The sequence below is a fragment of the Acidovorax sp. genome, assembly GCF_022763525.1.
In the GTDB taxonomy this organism is placed as follows: domain Bacteria; phylum Pseudomonadota; class Gammaproteobacteria; order Burkholderiales; family Burkholderiaceae_C; genus Acidovorax.
Genome location: NZ_JALEGG010000038.1, coordinates 1 through 16,415 on the forward strand (window position 1 = coordinate 1; position 16,415 = coordinate 16,415).

Below are 16,415 nucleotides of genomic sequence, written 5' to 3' on the forward strand. Positions count from 1 at the left end.
ACGGCGGCGCGATTGCCCTCGGCCACCCCTACGGTGTGTCGGGCCAGCGCCTCACGGGCCATGCACTCATCGAAGGCAAGCGCCGCGGCGCCAAGAAGGTGTGCGTGACCATGTGCATCGGCGGCGGCATGGGTGCTGCGGGCATCTTCGAAGTGTTCTGACCGCTGTGGCAGGGCTGCAGGGCGCCTGTGGTCGCCCGCCGCCCTGCCGGGCCATCGCGATGGCGAGGTAGCGCACTCCGTGAGAGGGATGAGAAGGGAGCAAGGCTACAAATTGTTGCTTTGTGGGTTTCCGCGAGCGGCTGGGGCGGCGCGAGCGGCGGCAGAATCCGCCGCGGCCGCTGGCCCGCGCGGAGCCTGATCGGGGCTCCATTTCCTTCCCCTTTCCAAGAACGATTTCTTCATGCGTTGCACGTCCTTCTTTCGCCTTTTCGCCGCTCTGCCCATCGTCACTGCGGCCTGCAGTGCCCATGCCCAGAGCTTCAAGCTCCAGCTGCCCCTGGAGTCCGACCCGGATGTGGTGCTGCAGGAGATCGTGCTCGATGCCAAGCAGACCCGCGTGACGCTGGCCGTGAAGAACAGCACGAGTGATTCGTTCGAGGCCTGCGCCCAGCCCACCGGATCGGCCGACGCGTTCACGCTGAAGGACCTGGCCGGCGGCACTGTGCTGCCGCAGCAGTCCATCAGCGGGCTGTCGTTGTGCAATGTGAAGATGGATGTGGTCAAGCCCGGGCGCACCAAGTTTCTGAAGATCACTTTCCCGCCCCTTCCCGCAGGCGCCACGCGCCTGCAGCTGGGAGAGGCCAATTGCCAGCCCAAGCCCGATTCGGACCTGGAGTTCTGGTGTTTCAAGAACATCGTGCTGCCTGCACGCTGATGCCCTGACTCTTTCGGGGCTGCGTACAGCAGCGACAAGGAGACCTGATGACCCTGCGTTCCACGCTCGACTTCCTGCTGTACGACTGGCTGGGCGCCGAAGGCCTCACGGCCCGCGAGCGCTTTGCCGACCACTCGCGCGAGACCTTTGACGCGGTGCTGGACACCTGCGAGCGCATTGCACGCGAGAAGTACGCCCCGTTCAACCGGACGGTGGACACCGAAGAGCCGCACTTCGACGGCGAGAAGGTCATCCTGCCCCAGGCCACCTACGAGGCTCGCAAGGCCTATGCGGAATCGGGCCTGCTGTCGGCCGCGCAGGACTACGATATCGGCGGCATGCAGCTGCCCTATGCCGTGGAGGCCGCGGCCAACAGCTTCTTTGCGGTGGCGTCCATCAGCATCGGCTCCAACCTGCTCACCTCGGGCAACGCCAACCTGCTGATGGCGCACGGCACGGCGCTGCAGAAAGAGGTGTTCGCGCTCAATGAGTTCAACGGCCGCTGGTCGGGCACCATGTGCCTGTCGGAGCCGCAGGCGGGCTCGTCGCTGTCGGACGTGGCCACGCGTGCCGTGCCGGATGGCACCGACTTCGAATCCGACCCGCTGGGTCCGCGCTACCGCCTCACGGGCAACAAGATGTGGATCAGCTCGGGCGATCACGAACTCACCGAGAACATCGTGCACCTGGTGCTGGCCAAGATCCCCGGGCCGGACGGCAAGCTGGTGCCGGGCACCAAGGGAATCTCGCTCTTCATCGTGCCCAAGAAGCTGGTGGACACCAAGGGCCAGCTCACCGGTGTGCGCAACGACGTAGCCCTGGCGGGCCTGAACCACAAGCTGGGCTGGCGCGGCACCACCAACACGCTGCTCAATTTTGGCGAGGGCAGGTTCCCGGTGGACGGCAAGCCCGGCGCTGTGGGCTACCTGGTGGGGCAGCCAGGCAAGGGACTGGCCTGCATGTTCCACATGATGAACGAGGCGCGCATCGGCATTGGCATGGCGGCCACCATGCTGGGCCTGGCCGGTTACTACGCCAGCCTCGACTACGCAAAGAACCGTCCGCAAGGCCGCCCGGTACAGGGGCCGAAAGACGGCGCAGCGGCGGTGATCAAGGACGCCGCCCAGCCCCAGGTGCGCATCATTGAACACGCCGACGTCAAGCGCATGCTGCTGGCTCAGAAGTCGTATGGCGAAGGGGCGCTGGCGCTCAACCTGTTCTGTGCCAAGCTGGTGGATGAGCAGCACACGGGCGACGCGGCATCGGCCGACGAGGCCCGTCTGTTGCTGGAGGTGCTTACGCCCATTGCCAAGAGCTGGCCCAGCGAGTTCTGCCTGGAGGCCAATTCGCTGGCCATCCAGATCCATGGTGGCTACGGTTATACGCGCGATTTCCCGGTGGAGCAGTACTGGCGCGACAACCGCCTGAACATGATCCACGAAGGCACGCACGGCATCCAGGCCATGGACCTGCTGGGCCGCAAGGTGCTGATGGAAGGCGGCCGCGGCCTGCAACTGCTGGCCGGGCGCATCAATGCCACCATCGAGCGCGCGACCCAGGTGCCGGCGCTGGCGGCACATGCCAACGCGCTGGGTGCTGCCCTGCAGCAGGTGGGTGCGGCCACCAAGGCGGCCTGGGCCACCGGCCAGCCGGCCGAGGCACTGGCCAACGCCGTGCCCTACATGCAGGCGTTTGGCCACACGGTGCTGGCCTGGGCGTGGCTGGACCTGGCCCTGGCCACGCTCGCGGGCGACTCCGCCCTGGCGCAGCCCGCCAGCGTCGGCCGCATGGGCGCGATGCGCTACTTCTTCCACTACGAACTGCCCAAGATCGGCGCCTGGCTCCAGGTGGTAAGCACGCGCGATGCCACGTGCGCCGACTTGCCGGAAGACGCCTTCTGATGCCCTCTGCCCAAGCCCTGCAGCGCCTGCACACCCTCATCTGGGTGCTTGTCTATGGCGGTCTGATCGCGCTGATCCTGGGCATTGCCACGGCTCGCGCTGGCGACGACGCCCTGGGCTGGAGCCTCATGGTGGGCGGGAGTGTGGTGGCGGGTGCGGGCGTCGTCTTGATTGCCGTGCGCTCGCGTCTCAAGGCAGGCCCTCACGCCTGACCCGGCAGCACGTGGCAGGGCCGACGCGGCGGCGACACAATGCGGCAGCGAGGCACCGCACAATGAATGGCTGAAGAAACGAAATCCGCTGCGGAGCTGGGGCGCTGAAAACGTTCCAGTCCGGGCTTGGAAGATCCACCGATATCCCGAACAACCCAAGGAGACATCCCGATGACACGCACCATCCAACAACTGTTTGACCTGACGGGCAAGACGGCGCTCGTCACCGGCGGTTCGCGCGGCCTGGGGCTGCAACTGGCCCACGCGCTGGGCGAGGCCGGCGCCAAAGTCCTGCTGAGCTCGCGCAAGGCCTCCGATCTGGAAGAGGCCGCGGCGGACCTCCAGGCCGCGGGCATCGATGCCCGCTGGATCGCCGCCGATTGCGCCAAGGAGGAGGACATCCGCCGCCTGGCCGATGAAACCCTGCAGCGCCTGGGCCATGTGGACATCCTGGTGAACAACGCCGGTGCCGCCTGGGGCGCGCCCGCCGAAGACCACCCCGTGGACGCCTGGGACAAGGTGATGAACCTGAACGTGCGCGGCTACTTCATCCTCTCCCAGCACATTGCCAAGCACAGCATGATCGCGCGGCGGGCCGGCAGCATCATCAACGTGGCGTCCATCGCCGGCTTGGGCGGCAACCCCAAGGGCATGAACACCATCGCTTACAACACCTCCAAGGGCGCCGTGATCAACTTCACCCGGGCGCTGGCGGCTGAATGGGGCAAGTACAACATCCGCGTCAACGCGATCTGTCCAGGCTTCTTCCCCAGCAAGATGACGGTGGGCACGCTCAAGGCCATGGGCGAGGAAGCATTGGCCGCGCACGCCCCGCTGGGCCGCCTGGGCGATGATGAAGATTTGAAGGGCCTGTGCGCGCTGTATGCGTCGGATGCGGGCAAGCACATCACGGGGCAGTGGCTGGCGGTCGACGGTGGCGTCAGTATTGTTACTGGAGGGTAGGCAGGGTACAACCCCCTGAGCGGCTGCGCCGCTTCCCCCTTCTCTCGGCTTCGCCGGGAAGGGGGACGCAGCCCTCGCTGCGGGGCGGCCCTTGCTCGGCTGCCCTGGCTTGGGCCGCGCCAGTTTTCAAGTTCGTGTACTGAGGAAATGCCTTGAAAAGTTTCGGTGTTGAAATCCCCTTTGTCAGCCTTTTGGGCTTCGCGCTGCACCGCATGGAGGGTGGCGAGTCGGAGCTGCGCTACGAGGCCAAGCCTGAGCACCTGAACTCGTTTGCCGTGACGCACGGCGGAGCGTCGATGACGCTGCTGGACGTGACCATGGCCACGGCCGCGCGCAGCGTGACGCCGGACATGGGTGTGGTCACCATCGAGATGAAGACCAGCTTCATGCAGCCCGCGCGCGGACCGCTGGTGGCCAAGGGACGGCTGATCCATCGCACCGCCACCATGGCCTTCACGGAAGGCACGGTGTACGACGCGCAGGGCAAGGTGTGCTGCCACGCGACCGGCACGTTCAAGTACGTCAAGCGTCTGCCGGTGGATGGGCGCAATGTGAACGACCTCCAGGTCATTTCCACCGACTGAGCACCATTTGAGCCATTTTGGGCTCTAGCGCTTGATAGGAAAGCGCAAGCAGCTATTGTTTTTATAGTAAAAGTTTTTGAAGGAGCCTCACATGCCACGCAACCAGCAAATCGTTCTCGACAACCGCCCGCAGGGCGAGGCCGTGGCCAGCAACTTCAAGCTGGTCGCCACCGACACGCCTGCGCTCAAAGACGGGGAAGTCCTGGTGCGCCACCACTACCTGAGCCTGGACCCGTACATGCGCGGCCGCATGAACGAGAGCAAGAGCTACGCCGCCAGCCAGCCGCTGGGCGAGGTGATGATCGGCGGCACGGTGGGTGAGGTCGTGGAAAGCCGCAACGCCAAATATGCCGTGGGCGACAAGGTCGTCGGCATGGGCGGCTGGCAGGAGTACAGCGTGGTCAATGCCGACCAGCCCGGCGCGCTACGCAAGGTCGATACGACCCACGTGCCGCTGTCGCACTACCTGGGCGCCGTGGGCATGCCCGGCGTGACGGCGTGGTACGGCCTGGTCAAGATCATCGCGCCCAAGGAGGGCGACACCGTGGTGGTGAGCGCAGCCACCGGTGCCGTGGGCAGCGCATTTGCTGCCCTGGCCAAGGCCCGTGGCTGCCGCGCGGTGGGCATTGCCGGCGGTGCCGAAAAGTGCAAGTACGCCGTGGAGGAGTTGGGCTTTGACGCCTGCATCGACTACAAGGAACACAGCGACGTGAAGGCCATGTCCAAGGCCCTGAAGGAAGCCTGCCCCAACGGCATCGACGGCTACTTCGAGAATGTGGGCGGCTGGATCATGGACGCCGTGATGCTGCGCATGAACGCCTTCAGCCGCATCGCCCTGTGCGGGATGATCGCGGGTTACGACGGCGCGCCGCTGCCCATGGCCAACCCGGCACTCATGCTCATCAACCGCATGAAGGTCGAGGGGTTCATCGTGAGCGAACACATGGAAGTGTGGCCGGAGGCGCTCAAGGAGCTGGGCACGCTGGTGGGTACGGGCAAGCTGCGCCCGCGCGAAACCATTGCCCAAGGCATCGCCGCCGCGCCCGAAGCCTTTCTGGGCCTGCTCAAGGGCAAGAACTTTGGCAAGCAACTGGTGAAGCTGGTCTGATGGCACTGCGCTGGATCTGGAACCGCTTTGATGACCTGGGCGTGCATGCGCTGCACGACGCCCTTGCCTTGCGGTGCAAGGTGTTCATCCTGGAGCAGGGGCCCTACCAGGACCCGGACGGCGCCGACAAGCAATCGCATCACCTGCTGGGCTATGGCGAGGATGGTGCGCTGCAGGCCTGCCTGCGCGTGGTGGACCCAGGCGTGAACTACGCCGAGCCCTCCATAGGCCGTGTGGTCACGGCCAAGGAGGCGCGCGGCAACGGCACGGGTCGGTTGCTGATGCAGGAGGGCATTGCCCGCTGCAGCCAGGCCTGGCCGGGCCGGGACATCCGCATCAGCGCGCAGGCGCACCTGCGGGGCTTTTACGGCAGCCTGGGCTTTGAGGCCGTATCCGATGAGTACCTGGAAGACGATATTCCCCACATTGAGATGCTGAGGCGCGCGGGCTGAATCTGCGCGTCATTCGCCCCCCGTGAAGGAGCCGACATGAACCTGCCCACCGCCACCCTGGCGCGTACCCATGACGTCTTCAACCAGAGCACGCCCTGGGCGGACGTGAACCTGTTCACCTCCAACCAGCCGCTGCAGGACGCCTTGCGCCTGCAGGCGCCCGGGCTGCCGCTGGCAAGCCTCGCAGCCTTGGGCGCCGAGATGGGCTCGGCCGAAATGCAGACGCATGCGCGGCTTGCCAACACGCACAAGCCGCAGCTGCGCACGCACGACCGCTTTGGCCACCGCACGGACGTGGTCGAGTTCCACCCCAGCTACCACGCGCTGATGAGCGCTGCCCTGCGCCACGGCCTGCACGCCACGCCATGGTCGCGGCAGGGCACGGGCCACGCGCATGTGGAGCGCGCGGCGGGCTTCATGCTGTTCACCGAGGCCGAGCCGTCCATCCTCTGCCCCGTGTCGATGAGCTACGCCGTCACGCCCGCCTTGCGGGGCAACGCTGCCGTCTGGGCTGACTGGAGCGCGGGCCTCATGGGCACGCAATACGACCCGCGCCTGGCGCTGTTTTCGCAGAAATCCGCGCTCACCATGGGCATGGGCATGACCGAGAAGCAGGGCGGATCGGACGTGCGCGCCAACACCACGCAAGCGGTGGAGGACGGCGAGGACGCCTGGGGGGCGCGCTACCGGCTCACCGGCCACAAGTGGTTCTTCTCGGCGCCGATGTGCGATGCCTTCCTGGTGCTGGCGCAGGCACCCGGCGGGCTCACCTGCTTCTTCCTGCCGCGCGTGCTGCCGGATGGAGGCGAGGGTGCGCTCAACACCATCCGCATCCAGCGCCTGAAGGACAAGCTGGGCAATCACGCCAACGCCAGCTCCGAGGTCGAGTTCATCGATGCGATGGCCTGGCGCGTGGGCGACGAGGGCCGCGGCGTGGCGCAGATACTGGAGATGGGCACGATGACGCGGCTCGATTGCGCTCTGGGCACCAGCGGGCTCATGCGCCAGGCCCTCAGCATTGCGCTGCACCACACGCGCCAGCGCTCGGCCTTTGGCAAGAAGCTCATCGAGCAGCCGCTGATGCGCAACGTGCTGGCCGATCTTGCGCTTGAAAGTGAAGCGGCTACCGCGTTGTCCATCCGGCTCGCCAGCGCGTTTGACCGCAAGGACAAGGGCGAGCACGAAGCCGTGATGGCCCGCCTGCTCACGCCCGTGGCCAAGTTCTGGGTGTGCAAGCGCGGCAGCGTGTTTGCGCAGGAAGCCATGGAATGCCTGGGCGGCAATGGCTACGTGGAAGAGGGCGGCGAGGGGGTGATGGCCCGCATCTACCGCGAAATGCCGCTCAACTCCATCTGGGAGGGCGCGGGCAACATCATGGCGCTGGACCTGCTGCGCGCCGTGCGCCGCGCCGATACGGCCGCCGCACTGGCCGATGAACTGGCGCCCGCACGCGGCGCCCACCCGGCGCTGGACCGCCTGGCCAGCGCACTGCCCCTGCGGGTGGACGCCATGACGACGGAAGCCGAAGCCCGGCGCCTCGCGCAGGACGTGGCCCTGGCCGTGCAGGCGGCGCTGCTGTACCGCAGTGCGCCCAGCGCTGTGTTTGGCGCGTTTTGCAGTTCGCGGTTGGGCGGCGACTGGGGCTACAGCTTTGGCACCCTGGGAGCGGGCGTCGATCTGGATGCCTTGCTCTCACGCGCGCTGCCGGCCTGATACCTCTTTGCGGAGACCCCCATGTCCCACCTCATCCTGCACCACTACCCTTCATCGCCCTTTTCTGAAAAGATCCGCGCCGTGCTGGGCTTCAAGCAACTGGCCTGGAAGTCCGTGATCATCCCCAGCGTCATGCCCAAGCCCGATGTGGTGGCGCTCACGGGCGGCTACCGCAAGACGCCGTTCCTGCAGATCGGCGCCGACATCTACTGCGACTCGGCCCTGATCTGCGACGTGCTGGAGCACGAGCAGCCCGAGCCTGTGCTCTACCCACCGCACTTGAAGGGCGTGGCCCGTGTGTTTGCGCAGTGGGCCGACACCACGCTGTTCTGGGCCGCCATGGCCTACAACCTGCAGCCCAAGGGCGCGGCCGTGCTGTTTGCCAACCTGCCGCCTTCTGCCGCCCAGGCCTTTGGCGAAGACCGCCGCGCCATGAGCACCGGAATGCACCGGCTTCGCCCGGCAGACGCCACGGCCGCCTACCGTTCGTACCTGCGCCGCATCGCCAACATGGTGGAAGAGCACGACTACCTGTTCGGCGCCGAGGCGTGCCTGGCCGACTTTGCCGCCTACCACCCGCTGTGGTTCACGCGCCAGTGCGTGCCGGTGATGATGGACATCTTCACCAACACCCCGGCGGTGCTGGAGTGGATGGACCGCATCGCCGCGCTCGGGCATGGCCGCATGGAAAAGTTCAGCGCGCAAGACGCCATCACCGTGGCCGCAGGCATGGACCCGCTGCCGCTGGCGGACGACGTGTTCCAGGACGAGCACAGTATCCCCCTCGGTACGCGCGTCATCATTGCCGCCGAGAGCTTTGGCACCGAACCCACCGAAGGCGATCTGATCGCCGCCACGCGCACCCGCTATACGCTGCGGCGTACCGATCCGCGCGCGGGAACGGTGCATGTGCACTTTCCCCGTATCGGCTATGTCTTGAGGGCCGTGGCGTCCTGAAAGGCGCACCATCCACGCCACTGCACGTTTCACGGACCGTTGGATCACGCCGCACCTGCAAGCCACTCCCGACCGTTCGGGCTGAGCCTGTCGAATCCAGGTCCCGGCGCAGGCAAGCCCGTCGACAAGTTCAGACCGAACGACTCGGGGTCAAAAAAAGCGCGCCTGGTATCGGCCCCCCACACCAAAAACCATCACTACCTTTAGGAGACACGACATGATCGACAACTTCGCCGGCAAGACCGCCGTACTCACTGGCGCAGGCTCGGGCTTTGGCCTCGAATGCGCACGCATCGGCGCACGCCTGGGCATGAACCTGGTGCTGGTGGACGTGCAGCAGGACGCGCTGGACGCCGCCACGGCCGAGATGCAGGCCGCAGGCGCGCAGGTCCTGGCACGCAAGGTGGACGTTTCGAACGCCGCCCAGATGGAGCAGCTGGCCGCGGACGTGCAGCAGCGCTTTGGCGCGCCCCACCTGGTGTTCAACAACGCCGGCGTGGGCGCGGGTGGCTTGGTGTGGGAGAACTCGGTCAAGGACTGGGAATGGGTGCTGGGCGTGAACCTCTGGGGCGTGGTGCATGGCGTGCGCCTGTTCACGCCGATGATGCTGGCCGCCGCCAAGGCAGACCCCGCCTGGCGCGGCCACATCGTCAACACCGCCAGCATGGCGGGGCTGGTGGACGCACCCAACATGGGCATCTACAACGTGAGCAAGCACGCGGTGGTCAGCCTGTCGGAGACGCTGTACCAGGACCTGTCGCTGGTCACCGACCAGATCGGCGCGAGCGTGCTGTGCCCCTTCTTTGTGCCCACCGGCATCCACCAGAGCCACCGCAACCGCCCGCAGGACATGCCGGCCGACAAGCCCACCAAGAGCCAGCTCATCGGCCAGGCCATGAGCGACAAGGCTGTGACGAGCGGCAAGGTCACGGCGGCCGAGGTGGCGCAGAAGGTGTTTGACGCCGCAGCCCAGGGCCAGTTCTACATCTACAGCCACCCCAAGGCCATCGCATCGGTGCAGACGCGGATGGAGGACATCATGCTCGGCCGCAACCCCACCGATCCGTTCGCTGGCAAGCCCGAGGTAGGCGCGCAACTGCGGGCCGCGCTGCGGGCCGATTGATGGGCGGGCAGCTGCCTGAAAAATGGGAAGGCAAATTCGCTCGGAACGCTTTTTCGTCCAGCGCAAACAGCTATCAATTGAGTAGCGGTGCACCTGCCTGAAGACGCATCCTTGCCGGCCCGCAACACCCCTGCGGACCCGGGCCATCTGCTGTTTGAAACGGCCCTGGGCACCTGCGGCGTGGCCTGGGGGACGGGTGGCATCGTGGCAGTGCAACTGCCCGAGCGGGATGCTGCCGCCACGCGTGCGCGCGTGCTGCGTGGTCTGCCGCTGTGCCAGGGCACGGGCGACCCGCCCCCGTATGTGTGCAGTGCGATCACTGGCATTCAGGCCCTGTTGGCGGGCGAGCCTCGCGACCTGCGCGAAGTGCCGCTCGATATGTCGCGCATTTCCCCCTTCCATCAGCAGGTGTACGCCATTGCGCGTGCCATTCCGCCGGGCCGCACACGCACCTATGGCGAGCTGGCGCAGCAACTGGGCGGCCTCGGGCTCGCCCGTGCGGTGGGGCAGGCGCTGGGGATGAATCCGTTTGCGCCGGTGGTGCCCTGCCACCGGGTACTGGCGGCAGGCGATAGGCCGGGCGGCTTCTCGGCCGAAGGTGGCGCGGCCACCAAGCTGCGCATGCTGCAGATCGAAGGGGCTTGCCCGGGCGGAACGTTGCCGCTTTTTTGACAGAACCGGTGTGAATTGCGTCGCGGCATTTTGCTATTAATTCAATAGCTGGTCGCGCTGGATGGAAGAGCGCTGGAGCCCGATTTGATCCAATACTTCCTGCGTCGGCAGCCGCACGCCGCGCAGCAGGGGCTTGGCTGCGCACCCCCTGAACAGTTGCTAGAAACCGGGCGGCATTTCGAGCCGCAGTGGTTCGCCGGAGACCGGGTGGTTGAACGCCAACTGGCAGGCGTGCAGCAGCAGGCGGGGCGACAGGGCTTGCACCGCCACATCGGCATACAACGTGTCGCCCAGGATGGCGTGGCCCATGGCCGCCAGGTGCACCCGCAGCTGGTGGGTTCGGCCGGTGATGGGTTCCAGCGCCACCCGGGTCGTGTGCGCCGCGGCGTTGTAGCCCAGCGCGCGCCACCGGGTGTGGCTGGGCTTGCCGCTGGCGGGGTCGATCACGCGCAGCGGCCTGCGAGCCCAGTCGGCGGCGATGGGCAGGTGGATATCGTTCCAGGCACTGCCACCATCGCCGGTTTCACCGTGCTCGCCGTCTCCTGCTGGCACGCTGCCTTCGAGCCGGCCATGCACCACCGCCACGTAGCGCTTGTGCACCTGGCGTTCCGCAAACGCGTGGCTCAACAGGCGCTGCGCGTCAACGTGCCTTGCCATCAGCACCAAGCCGGAGGTGGCCTGGTCCAGCCGGTGCACCACCAACGCGCCGGGCCAGCGCTGTTGCGCGCGGGCGCTCAGGCAGTCCTGCTTGTCCGGCCCACGGCCCGGCACGCACAGCAGCCCCGCGGGTTTGCAGAGCACCAGCAGGTCGGCATCTTCGTACACCGCCTGCACATCGCCACGGGGCCCTTCAGGCTGCATCGTCGCCAGCCACCAGCCGCTGCACCGTGGCGCAGAGTTCTTCCACGTCGTTCGGCTTGTGGATCAGGGCGCGCGCGCCCTCGGTCAGGGCGGCCTGTTCGATCTCGGCCGTGACATAGCCCGATGCCAGCGCAACGGGGAGGCCGGGCCGGATCAGACGGGCCTCACGCACCAGGTCCACGCCGCAGAAGCCGGGCATGTTGTAGTCGGTCACGAGCAGGTCGTACGCGTGGGGCGCCTCGCGCAGCGCGGCCGTGGCTTGGTGCGGATCGGTAAAGCCGCTCACTTCGTAGCCTCGGCGGCGCAACAGGCGCTGCACGAGGAACACCAGTGCCTCGTCGTCGTCCACGTACATCACATGGTGCTTCTTGGGGGGAACGACGCTGGCACTGGCCTCGGCGACCGCGGAGACCGTGGAGGGCTGGGCCGGAGAGGCCTGAGGCGGTGGCGCATCCGGCGGCGATGCCGCAGATCTCACGGGTACCGCTGCGGCCGTGAAGGTGCCTGCCGCTGCGGGCGCGACAGGGAAATACAGCGTGAAGCGGCTGCCCTGGCCGGGTGCGCTCTGAACGTCCACGCCGCCTTCGTGGGTGCGCATCACGCCATGGACGACGGCCAGCCCCAGCCCCGTGCCCTGGCCTACCGGCTTGGTTGTGAAGAACGGCTCGAAGATGCGCTCCAGCGTCGCCGGATCCATGCCGGGCCCGCTGTCGCGCACGGTCAGCGCCACGTAGTCGATGGGCGCCAAGCCCAGCCGTTCGGAGAGGCGCTGGTCGGGCTGCACGGTGGCCGCCTCGACGTGGATGCTGCCGCGCTCCGAGCCGATGGCATGGACGGCGTTGGTGCAGAGGTTGAGCAGGGCCTGCTCGACCTGGGTGGCATCGGCCAGCACGGGGGGCAGGCCGGCCTGCAACTGCATGTGCAATTCGATCGCGGGGGGAAGGGTCACCCGCAGCAGGCGTTCGGTGTCGTGCGCCACGTCTGCCAGCGAAACAGCCGTGCGTTGCGGCGGCTCGTTGCGGCTGAAGGTGAGGATCTGGCGCACCAGGTCGCGCGCGCGGCGGCCGGCCTTGTCGATCTCCAGCAGGCTCTCCAGCACGGGCGAGCCCGGCACGCAATCGGCCTTGGCGAGTTCGACGTTGCCCAGGATGGCGCCCAGGATGTTGTTGAAATCGTGCGCGATGCCGCCCGCCATGGTCCCTACGGCCTGCATCTTGTGGGACTCGCGCAACTGGGCCTCCAGCTCGGTGCGATGGGCCTCGGCCTTCTTGCGGCCAGTCAGGTCGCGGGCGAAGACGGTGGTGGTTTCGCCGTCGGCATGGCGCTCAAACGAGACGCTCACTTCCACCGCCAGTTCCTTGCCCCCGGCCGTCAGCGCCGTCATCTCGCCCAGCATGGCCTGTGTGGTGAGCTGGGCAAATGCCAGGGCCTGTCCTGCGTCAGGCAGGAACCGGTCGAGCGTGCTGCCCAGCGCGTCGCTCGCGCTGCACTGGAACAACGCGGCGGCAGTGGGGTTGAACACGGTGATGCGCCGGTTCTGGTCCACGCAGATGATGGCGTCGAGCGCGGAGTTGATGACAGCCTCCAGCCGCTTTTCGCTGGCGCGGATCTGCTCGTTGCGCTGCTGCAGCGTGACCGCACTGTGCTGCAGCGCCTGGCGCTCCGCCAATAGCGGCCCCTGGTCGATCACGGCGCACAGGAACTGGGGCAACGGCGGCCCGCTGGCCTGCGGGGCCTCGATGTGCGCGATGTGCAGGTCGCCGGTGATCCGGGTGTCTTCATTGATGGAGAAGAGCACTTCCTTGACCTCGCTGCGCCCCAGGTCCCGCGCCAGCGCAAAGGCCTCGCGCACGCGCGCGGCATCCTGTTCATGAACGAAGGGCATCAGCGCGCTGAGGGGGCGGTCGCGCTCGGTGGGCTGGAACGAGCGGTGGGCCATCGAGTTGGCTTGCACCACCAAGTCGTGCTCGTCCACGACCATGAGCGCCAGGGGCACGCTGGCAAACAGGGTCTCGAAGCGCTCATAGGCACTTTCGGCCACTGTCTGGCTGTAGCGCAGCACCTTGTTCTGGCTTTCCAGCTCGGCCTGGTAGGCGCGCAGTTCGGCGACCAGGCTTTCTGCCGAGCCGGCCGGTGCATGGCCCTGAACCCTTGGCGGCGGGGCGGGCTCAGCGGGGAGGGGCTGCTGCCGACCGTCGGGGTCCAGAAACGAAAGATCGGGTTCACTCATGGAAGGATGCGGCCGCCGGGAAGCGCGCGGGGGGCAAGTTGGCGCCGCGCAAGGCAGAGGGGGCCTGGAAGCATGGCCGCCAGTGTACGCCCGCAGGCCGCAAACCTTGCCCCCTGGCGGGCTTTGCGCCCGCCGTACCGCAGAGCAGGGCGGATTGTTGATCAATTGCGAACAATCCTTTTCGGCGGCGGTGCTTACCGAATGCACCAGCGCTCTCTACAGTCCCACCATCGCGCCCTGTTTCGGCCAATCCGGTGGAAAGGGCGCGTTGCCATTCAGGATTTTTACCATGAACACTACCGAGAACACTGCTGCCCAACCTCTGCTGAACACACTGCAATGGCGCTACGCCACCAAGAAGATGGATCCCGCCAAGGCGGTGCCTGAGGACAAGGTCGAGCGCATCCTTGAAGCAGCGCGCCTGGCGCCCACGTCCAGCGGGCTGCAGCCGTTCGAGATCGTCGTGGTCACGGACCCTGCCGTGCGCGAGCGCATCCGCGCCATCGCCTGGAACCAGGCGCAGATCACCGATGGCTCGCACCTGCTGGTGTTCGCCGCCTGGGACAACTACACCCCCGAGCGCATCAACCAGATGTTTGACCTGACAAACGAGCAGCGCGGCTTCAAGAACGAGGGTTGGGAGAACTACCGCCAGATGCTGCTGTCCAGCTACCCCCAACGGGACGCCGAGGTTAATTTTCAGCACGCGGCCCGCCAGGCTTACATCGGCATGAGCACGGCCCTGATTGCTGCCGCCTTTGAGCAGGTGGATTCCACCCCCATGGAAGGCTTTGAGCCTGCTGCCCTGGACGAAATCCTGGGCCTGCATGCACGGGGCCTGCGCAGCGTGGCCATCCTGCCGTTGGGCTACCGCGCCGAGGAAGGCGACTGGCTGCTGGGCCTCAAGAAGGTGCGCCGCCCGCGCGAGCAGTTCGTGACCGTGGTCTGATGCTTTGATGCCTGGCGCCGCGGGTCTGCAGCAGGACTCGCGCGCCGGCCGGGTCGCGTGGCCGAAGTACCCGTGGTGTAAGACGACTTCGCCAGATGCAGGGCTCGGGGCAGGGGCGTGCTTATGATCGTTGTGCCTTGCCATCCTGGCTTGCGCAACGCATATCCTGCCCCACGCGAACAGCCCCCTCCGTGAACCAACTTTCACGCCGTCCTTTGCTTCCGCGCCCGCTGCCGCCTTGTACCGTGGCGCAGCCATTCGGCGACCGCCCCTGAGGCCGAGCCATGCCGTGGCTCAAGCTGCTGCACATCACGGCCGTCATCCTGTGGTGCGGGGCGCTGCTGTACCTGCCCGCGTCGATTGCCTCTGCTGCCGATGGTCCACGGGCGGCGGCGGTCTACGCAGCCAGCCAGCGGCAGCTGTTGCGGTGGTTGTTCACCCTGATTGCAACGCCCGCGGCGCTGGTGGCCATTGCTTCGGGCACGGCCATTTTTGTGTTTTACGGGCCTCTGACGCTCTGGCTGATGGCGAAGCTCGCCACCGTGGGGTTGCTCGTTCTGGCCCATGCATCCTGCGGGCTGCTGATCCTGCGCGTCGAGCGTGCCCAGGCGCAGGGCCTGAAAGGGCTGTGCTGTGCCGTGGGCGCCACGGCCATGGCGGCCGTGCTGGCCATTGCGTGGCTGGTGCTGGGGAAGCCGTCGTGACGGCGCTGCTGACTGCCCAGGCCGCGGACGAAGCGGCGGATGTGCTCGCCGCAGCGTGTGGCCAGGCGGGGCTATGCGCTGGTGTCCACCCCCACAGCGTGCTCGTAGACCAGGCGGCCGCCCAGGTAGGCAGCCAGGCCGATGAACGCGGCGGTCACTACCGAAATGCCCATCCCCCAAGGCCAGACCAGGGCCCCAGGCTCGGGGCCCAGGCGCAGCGTCCAGTTGAACGTGGCGAGCGACAGCATCATCACCGCGATAAGCGCGTGGCCCCAGGCAGTGATCAGGCGGCGCACACGCCCCACCGTGAGCAGATCCACCAGCCCGGCCAGGCTGGCACCCCAGCCTCCCAGAGCACCAACGCCAGCCAGCCATACGCCGGCCCGCGCCCAGAATGGGTCCCCACTGTGCACGAACGCTGCATCGCTGCCCACCAGCGCGATCAGCGCCGCCACGGGGAAGTGGATCATCATCGGATGCAGGGGATGGCCCGCAATGGACGCTCGGCTGAGGATGGGATCGGGCGCTGGCGCTGGCATGCGTTCATTCTGCCTTGCTTGGCGCCGTGGATGCTCAGTGCCTGCAAAGGCCCTTTGTCCGCGCTGGACCCGGCAGGGCCCTCGGCCCGCGCGATCGCCATGGTGTGGTGGGGGATGCTGGCCGTGGCCTTGGTGGTGCTGGTAGCGGTGGTGGCGGTGTGGCTGGCGGCCATGCGGCGGGCCCCCGGCAATACGCTCTTGCGCGATCCCCCGGTGCTGGCCGGCGAGGACACCCCCGCCGGCCAGTGGTGGATCGTGGGTGGCGGCATCGCGCTGCCGTCGGTGTGCATTGCCGCGCTGCTGGCCTGGGGCTCGGGTGCTGGCGTGCACCAGTTGCCCCTTCCTGGTGCGGCCTCTGGCACGGCGGCACCGCTACGCGTGGAGATCACGGGCCACCAGTGGTGGTGGGAGGTGCATTACCCCGGCACCGGTGTCCGCCTGCGCGATGAGGTGCGCGTGCCCGTGGGGCGGCCAGTGGATTTCCGCACGGGCAGCCGTGACGTGATCCATTCTTTCTGGGTTCCCCGACTGGGCGGCAAGCTCGACGCCATCCCCGGACGCACGCCCGTGG

At 67.2% G+C, this 16,415-nt stretch carries 17 protein-coding genes and 1 pseudogene; 15 read left to right on the forward strand and 3 right to left on the reverse strand.

Going from position 1 to position 16,415, the window contains the following annotated elements; genetic code table 11:
- The 12 genes and pseudogenes from MRY84_RS02735 to MRY84_RS02790 all read left to right on the forward strand — a co-directional run.
- Positions 1-161, forward strand: a pseudogene (locus MRY84_RS02735) (acetyl-CoA C-acyltransferase); the annotation flags it as partial.
- A gap of 241 nt (positions 162-402) precedes the next feature.
- On the forward strand, positions 403-876 hold the full coding sequence (locus MRY84_RS02740) for a hypothetical protein (RefSeq protein WP_291504226.1): 474 nt from the start codon (positions 403-405) through the stop codon (positions 874-876).
- A gap of 47 nt (positions 877-923) precedes the next feature.
- The gene (locus MRY84_RS02745; RefSeq protein ID WP_291504227.1) at positions 924-2,777 is read left to right on the forward strand and encodes an acyl-CoA dehydrogenase; all 1,854 of its coding nucleotides are present in this window, start codon (positions 924-926) and stop codon (positions 2,775-2,777) included.
- Complete coding sequence (locus MRY84_RS02750) at positions 2,777-2,989, forward strand: hypothetical protein (protein WP_291504228.1); 213 nt, start codon at positions 2,777-2,779, stop codon at positions 2,987-2,989. The genes MRY84_RS02745 and MRY84_RS02750 overlap by 1 nt, the downstream gene beginning before the upstream one ends.
- A 171-nt stretch (positions 2,990-3,160) precedes the next feature.
- On the forward strand, positions 3,161-3,952 hold the full coding sequence (locus tag MRY84_RS02755) for an SDR family oxidoreductase (RefSeq protein ID WP_291504229.1): 792 nt from the start codon (positions 3,161-3,163) through the stop codon (positions 3,950-3,952).
- A 152-nt stretch (positions 3,953-4,104) separates the two neighbouring features.
- Positions 4,105-4,536 carry a PaaI family thioesterase gene (locus MRY84_RS02760; protein ID WP_291504230.1) on the forward strand — a complete coding sequence of 144 codons (432 nt, stop codon included), beginning with the start codon at positions 4,105-4,107 and terminating at the stop codon, positions 4,534-4,536.
- A gap of 91 nt (positions 4,537-4,627) precedes the next feature.
- The gene (locus MRY84_RS02765; protein ID WP_291504231.1) at positions 4,628-5,644 is read left to right on the forward strand and encodes an NADP-dependent oxidoreductase; all 1,017 of its coding nucleotides are present in this window, start codon (positions 4,628-4,630) and stop codon (positions 5,642-5,644) included.
- The gene (locus tag MRY84_RS02770) at positions 5,644-6,096 is read left to right on the forward strand and encodes a GNAT family N-acetyltransferase (protein WP_291504232.1); all 453 of its coding nucleotides are present in this window, start codon (positions 5,644-5,646) and stop codon (positions 6,094-6,096) included. The genes MRY84_RS02765 and MRY84_RS02770 overlap by 1 nt, the downstream gene beginning before the upstream one ends.
- Positions 6,097-6,132: 36 nt before the next feature.
- On the forward strand, positions 6,133-7,809 hold the full coding sequence (locus MRY84_RS02775; protein WP_291504233.1) for an isovaleryl-CoA dehydrogenase: 1,677 nt from the start codon (positions 6,133-6,135) through the stop codon (positions 7,807-7,809).
- 21 nt (positions 7,810-7,830) lie between these two features.
- Complete coding sequence (locus tag MRY84_RS02780; protein WP_291504234.1) at positions 7,831-8,766, forward strand: glutathione S-transferase family protein; 936 nt, start codon at positions 7,831-7,833, stop codon at positions 8,764-8,766.
- Between the two features lie 217 nt (positions 8,767-8,983).
- Positions 8,984-9,889, forward strand: a complete 906-nt coding sequence (locus MRY84_RS02785; protein WP_142146466.1) for an SDR family oxidoreductase — start codon at positions 8,984-8,986, stop codon at positions 9,887-9,889.
- A 111-nt stretch (positions 9,890-10,000) separates the two neighbouring features.
- Entirely contained in the window at positions 10,001-10,561 is a 561-nt protein-coding gene (locus MRY84_RS02790; RefSeq protein ID WP_291504235.1) for a methylated-DNA--[protein]-cysteine S-methyltransferase, read from the forward strand.
- A 159-nt stretch (positions 10,562-10,720) separates the two neighbouring features.
- Here MRY84_RS02790 and MRY84_RS02795 read toward each other — a convergent pair whose 3' ends face one another.
- Both MRY84_RS02795 and MRY84_RS02800 read right to left on the reverse strand, forming a co-directional pair.
- Positions 10,721-11,422 carry an RluA family pseudouridine synthase gene (locus tag MRY84_RS02795; protein ID WP_291504236.1) on the reverse strand — a complete coding sequence of 234 codons (702 nt, stop codon included), beginning with the start codon at positions 11,420-11,422 and terminating at the stop codon, positions 10,721-10,723.
- Positions 11,412-13,652 carry an ATP-binding protein gene (locus MRY84_RS02800; RefSeq protein WP_291504237.1) on the reverse strand — a complete coding sequence of 747 codons (2,241 nt, stop codon included), beginning with the start codon at positions 13,650-13,652 and terminating at the stop codon, positions 11,412-11,414. The genes MRY84_RS02795 and MRY84_RS02800 overlap by 11 nt, the downstream gene beginning before the upstream one ends.
- A gap of 289 nt (positions 13,653-13,941) precedes the next feature.
- On the opposite strand from MRY84_RS02800, the gene MRY84_RS02805 reads away from it, so the two are divergent.
- Both MRY84_RS02805 and MRY84_RS02810 read left to right on the forward strand, forming a co-directional pair.
- A complete protein-coding gene (locus MRY84_RS02805; RefSeq protein ID WP_291504238.1) occupies positions 13,942-14,601 on the forward strand; it encodes an NAD(P)H-dependent oxidoreductase in 660 nt (219 codons plus the stop codon).
- A gap of 284 nt (positions 14,602-14,885) precedes the next feature.
- Positions 14,886-15,305: a CopD family protein gene (locus MRY84_RS02810; RefSeq protein ID WP_291504239.1), complete on the forward strand. Its 420-nt coding sequence runs from the start codon at positions 14,886-14,888 to the stop codon at positions 15,303-15,305.
- Between the two features lie 71 nt (positions 15,306-15,376).
- Here the strand turns inward: MRY84_RS02810 and MRY84_RS02815 are convergent, their stop codons facing one another.
- The gene (locus MRY84_RS02815; protein ID WP_291504240.1) at positions 15,377-15,844 is read right to left on the reverse strand and encodes a DUF2231 domain-containing protein; all 468 of its coding nucleotides are present in this window, start codon (positions 15,842-15,844) and stop codon (positions 15,377-15,379) included.
- Positions 15,845-15,874: 30 nt separating this feature from the next.
- Between MRY84_RS02815 and MRY84_RS02820 the strand changes: the two genes are divergently transcribed.
- On the forward strand, positions 15,875-16,415 hold a 541-nt coding region (locus MRY84_RS02820; RefSeq protein WP_291504241.1), incomplete at its 3' end, for a hypothetical protein.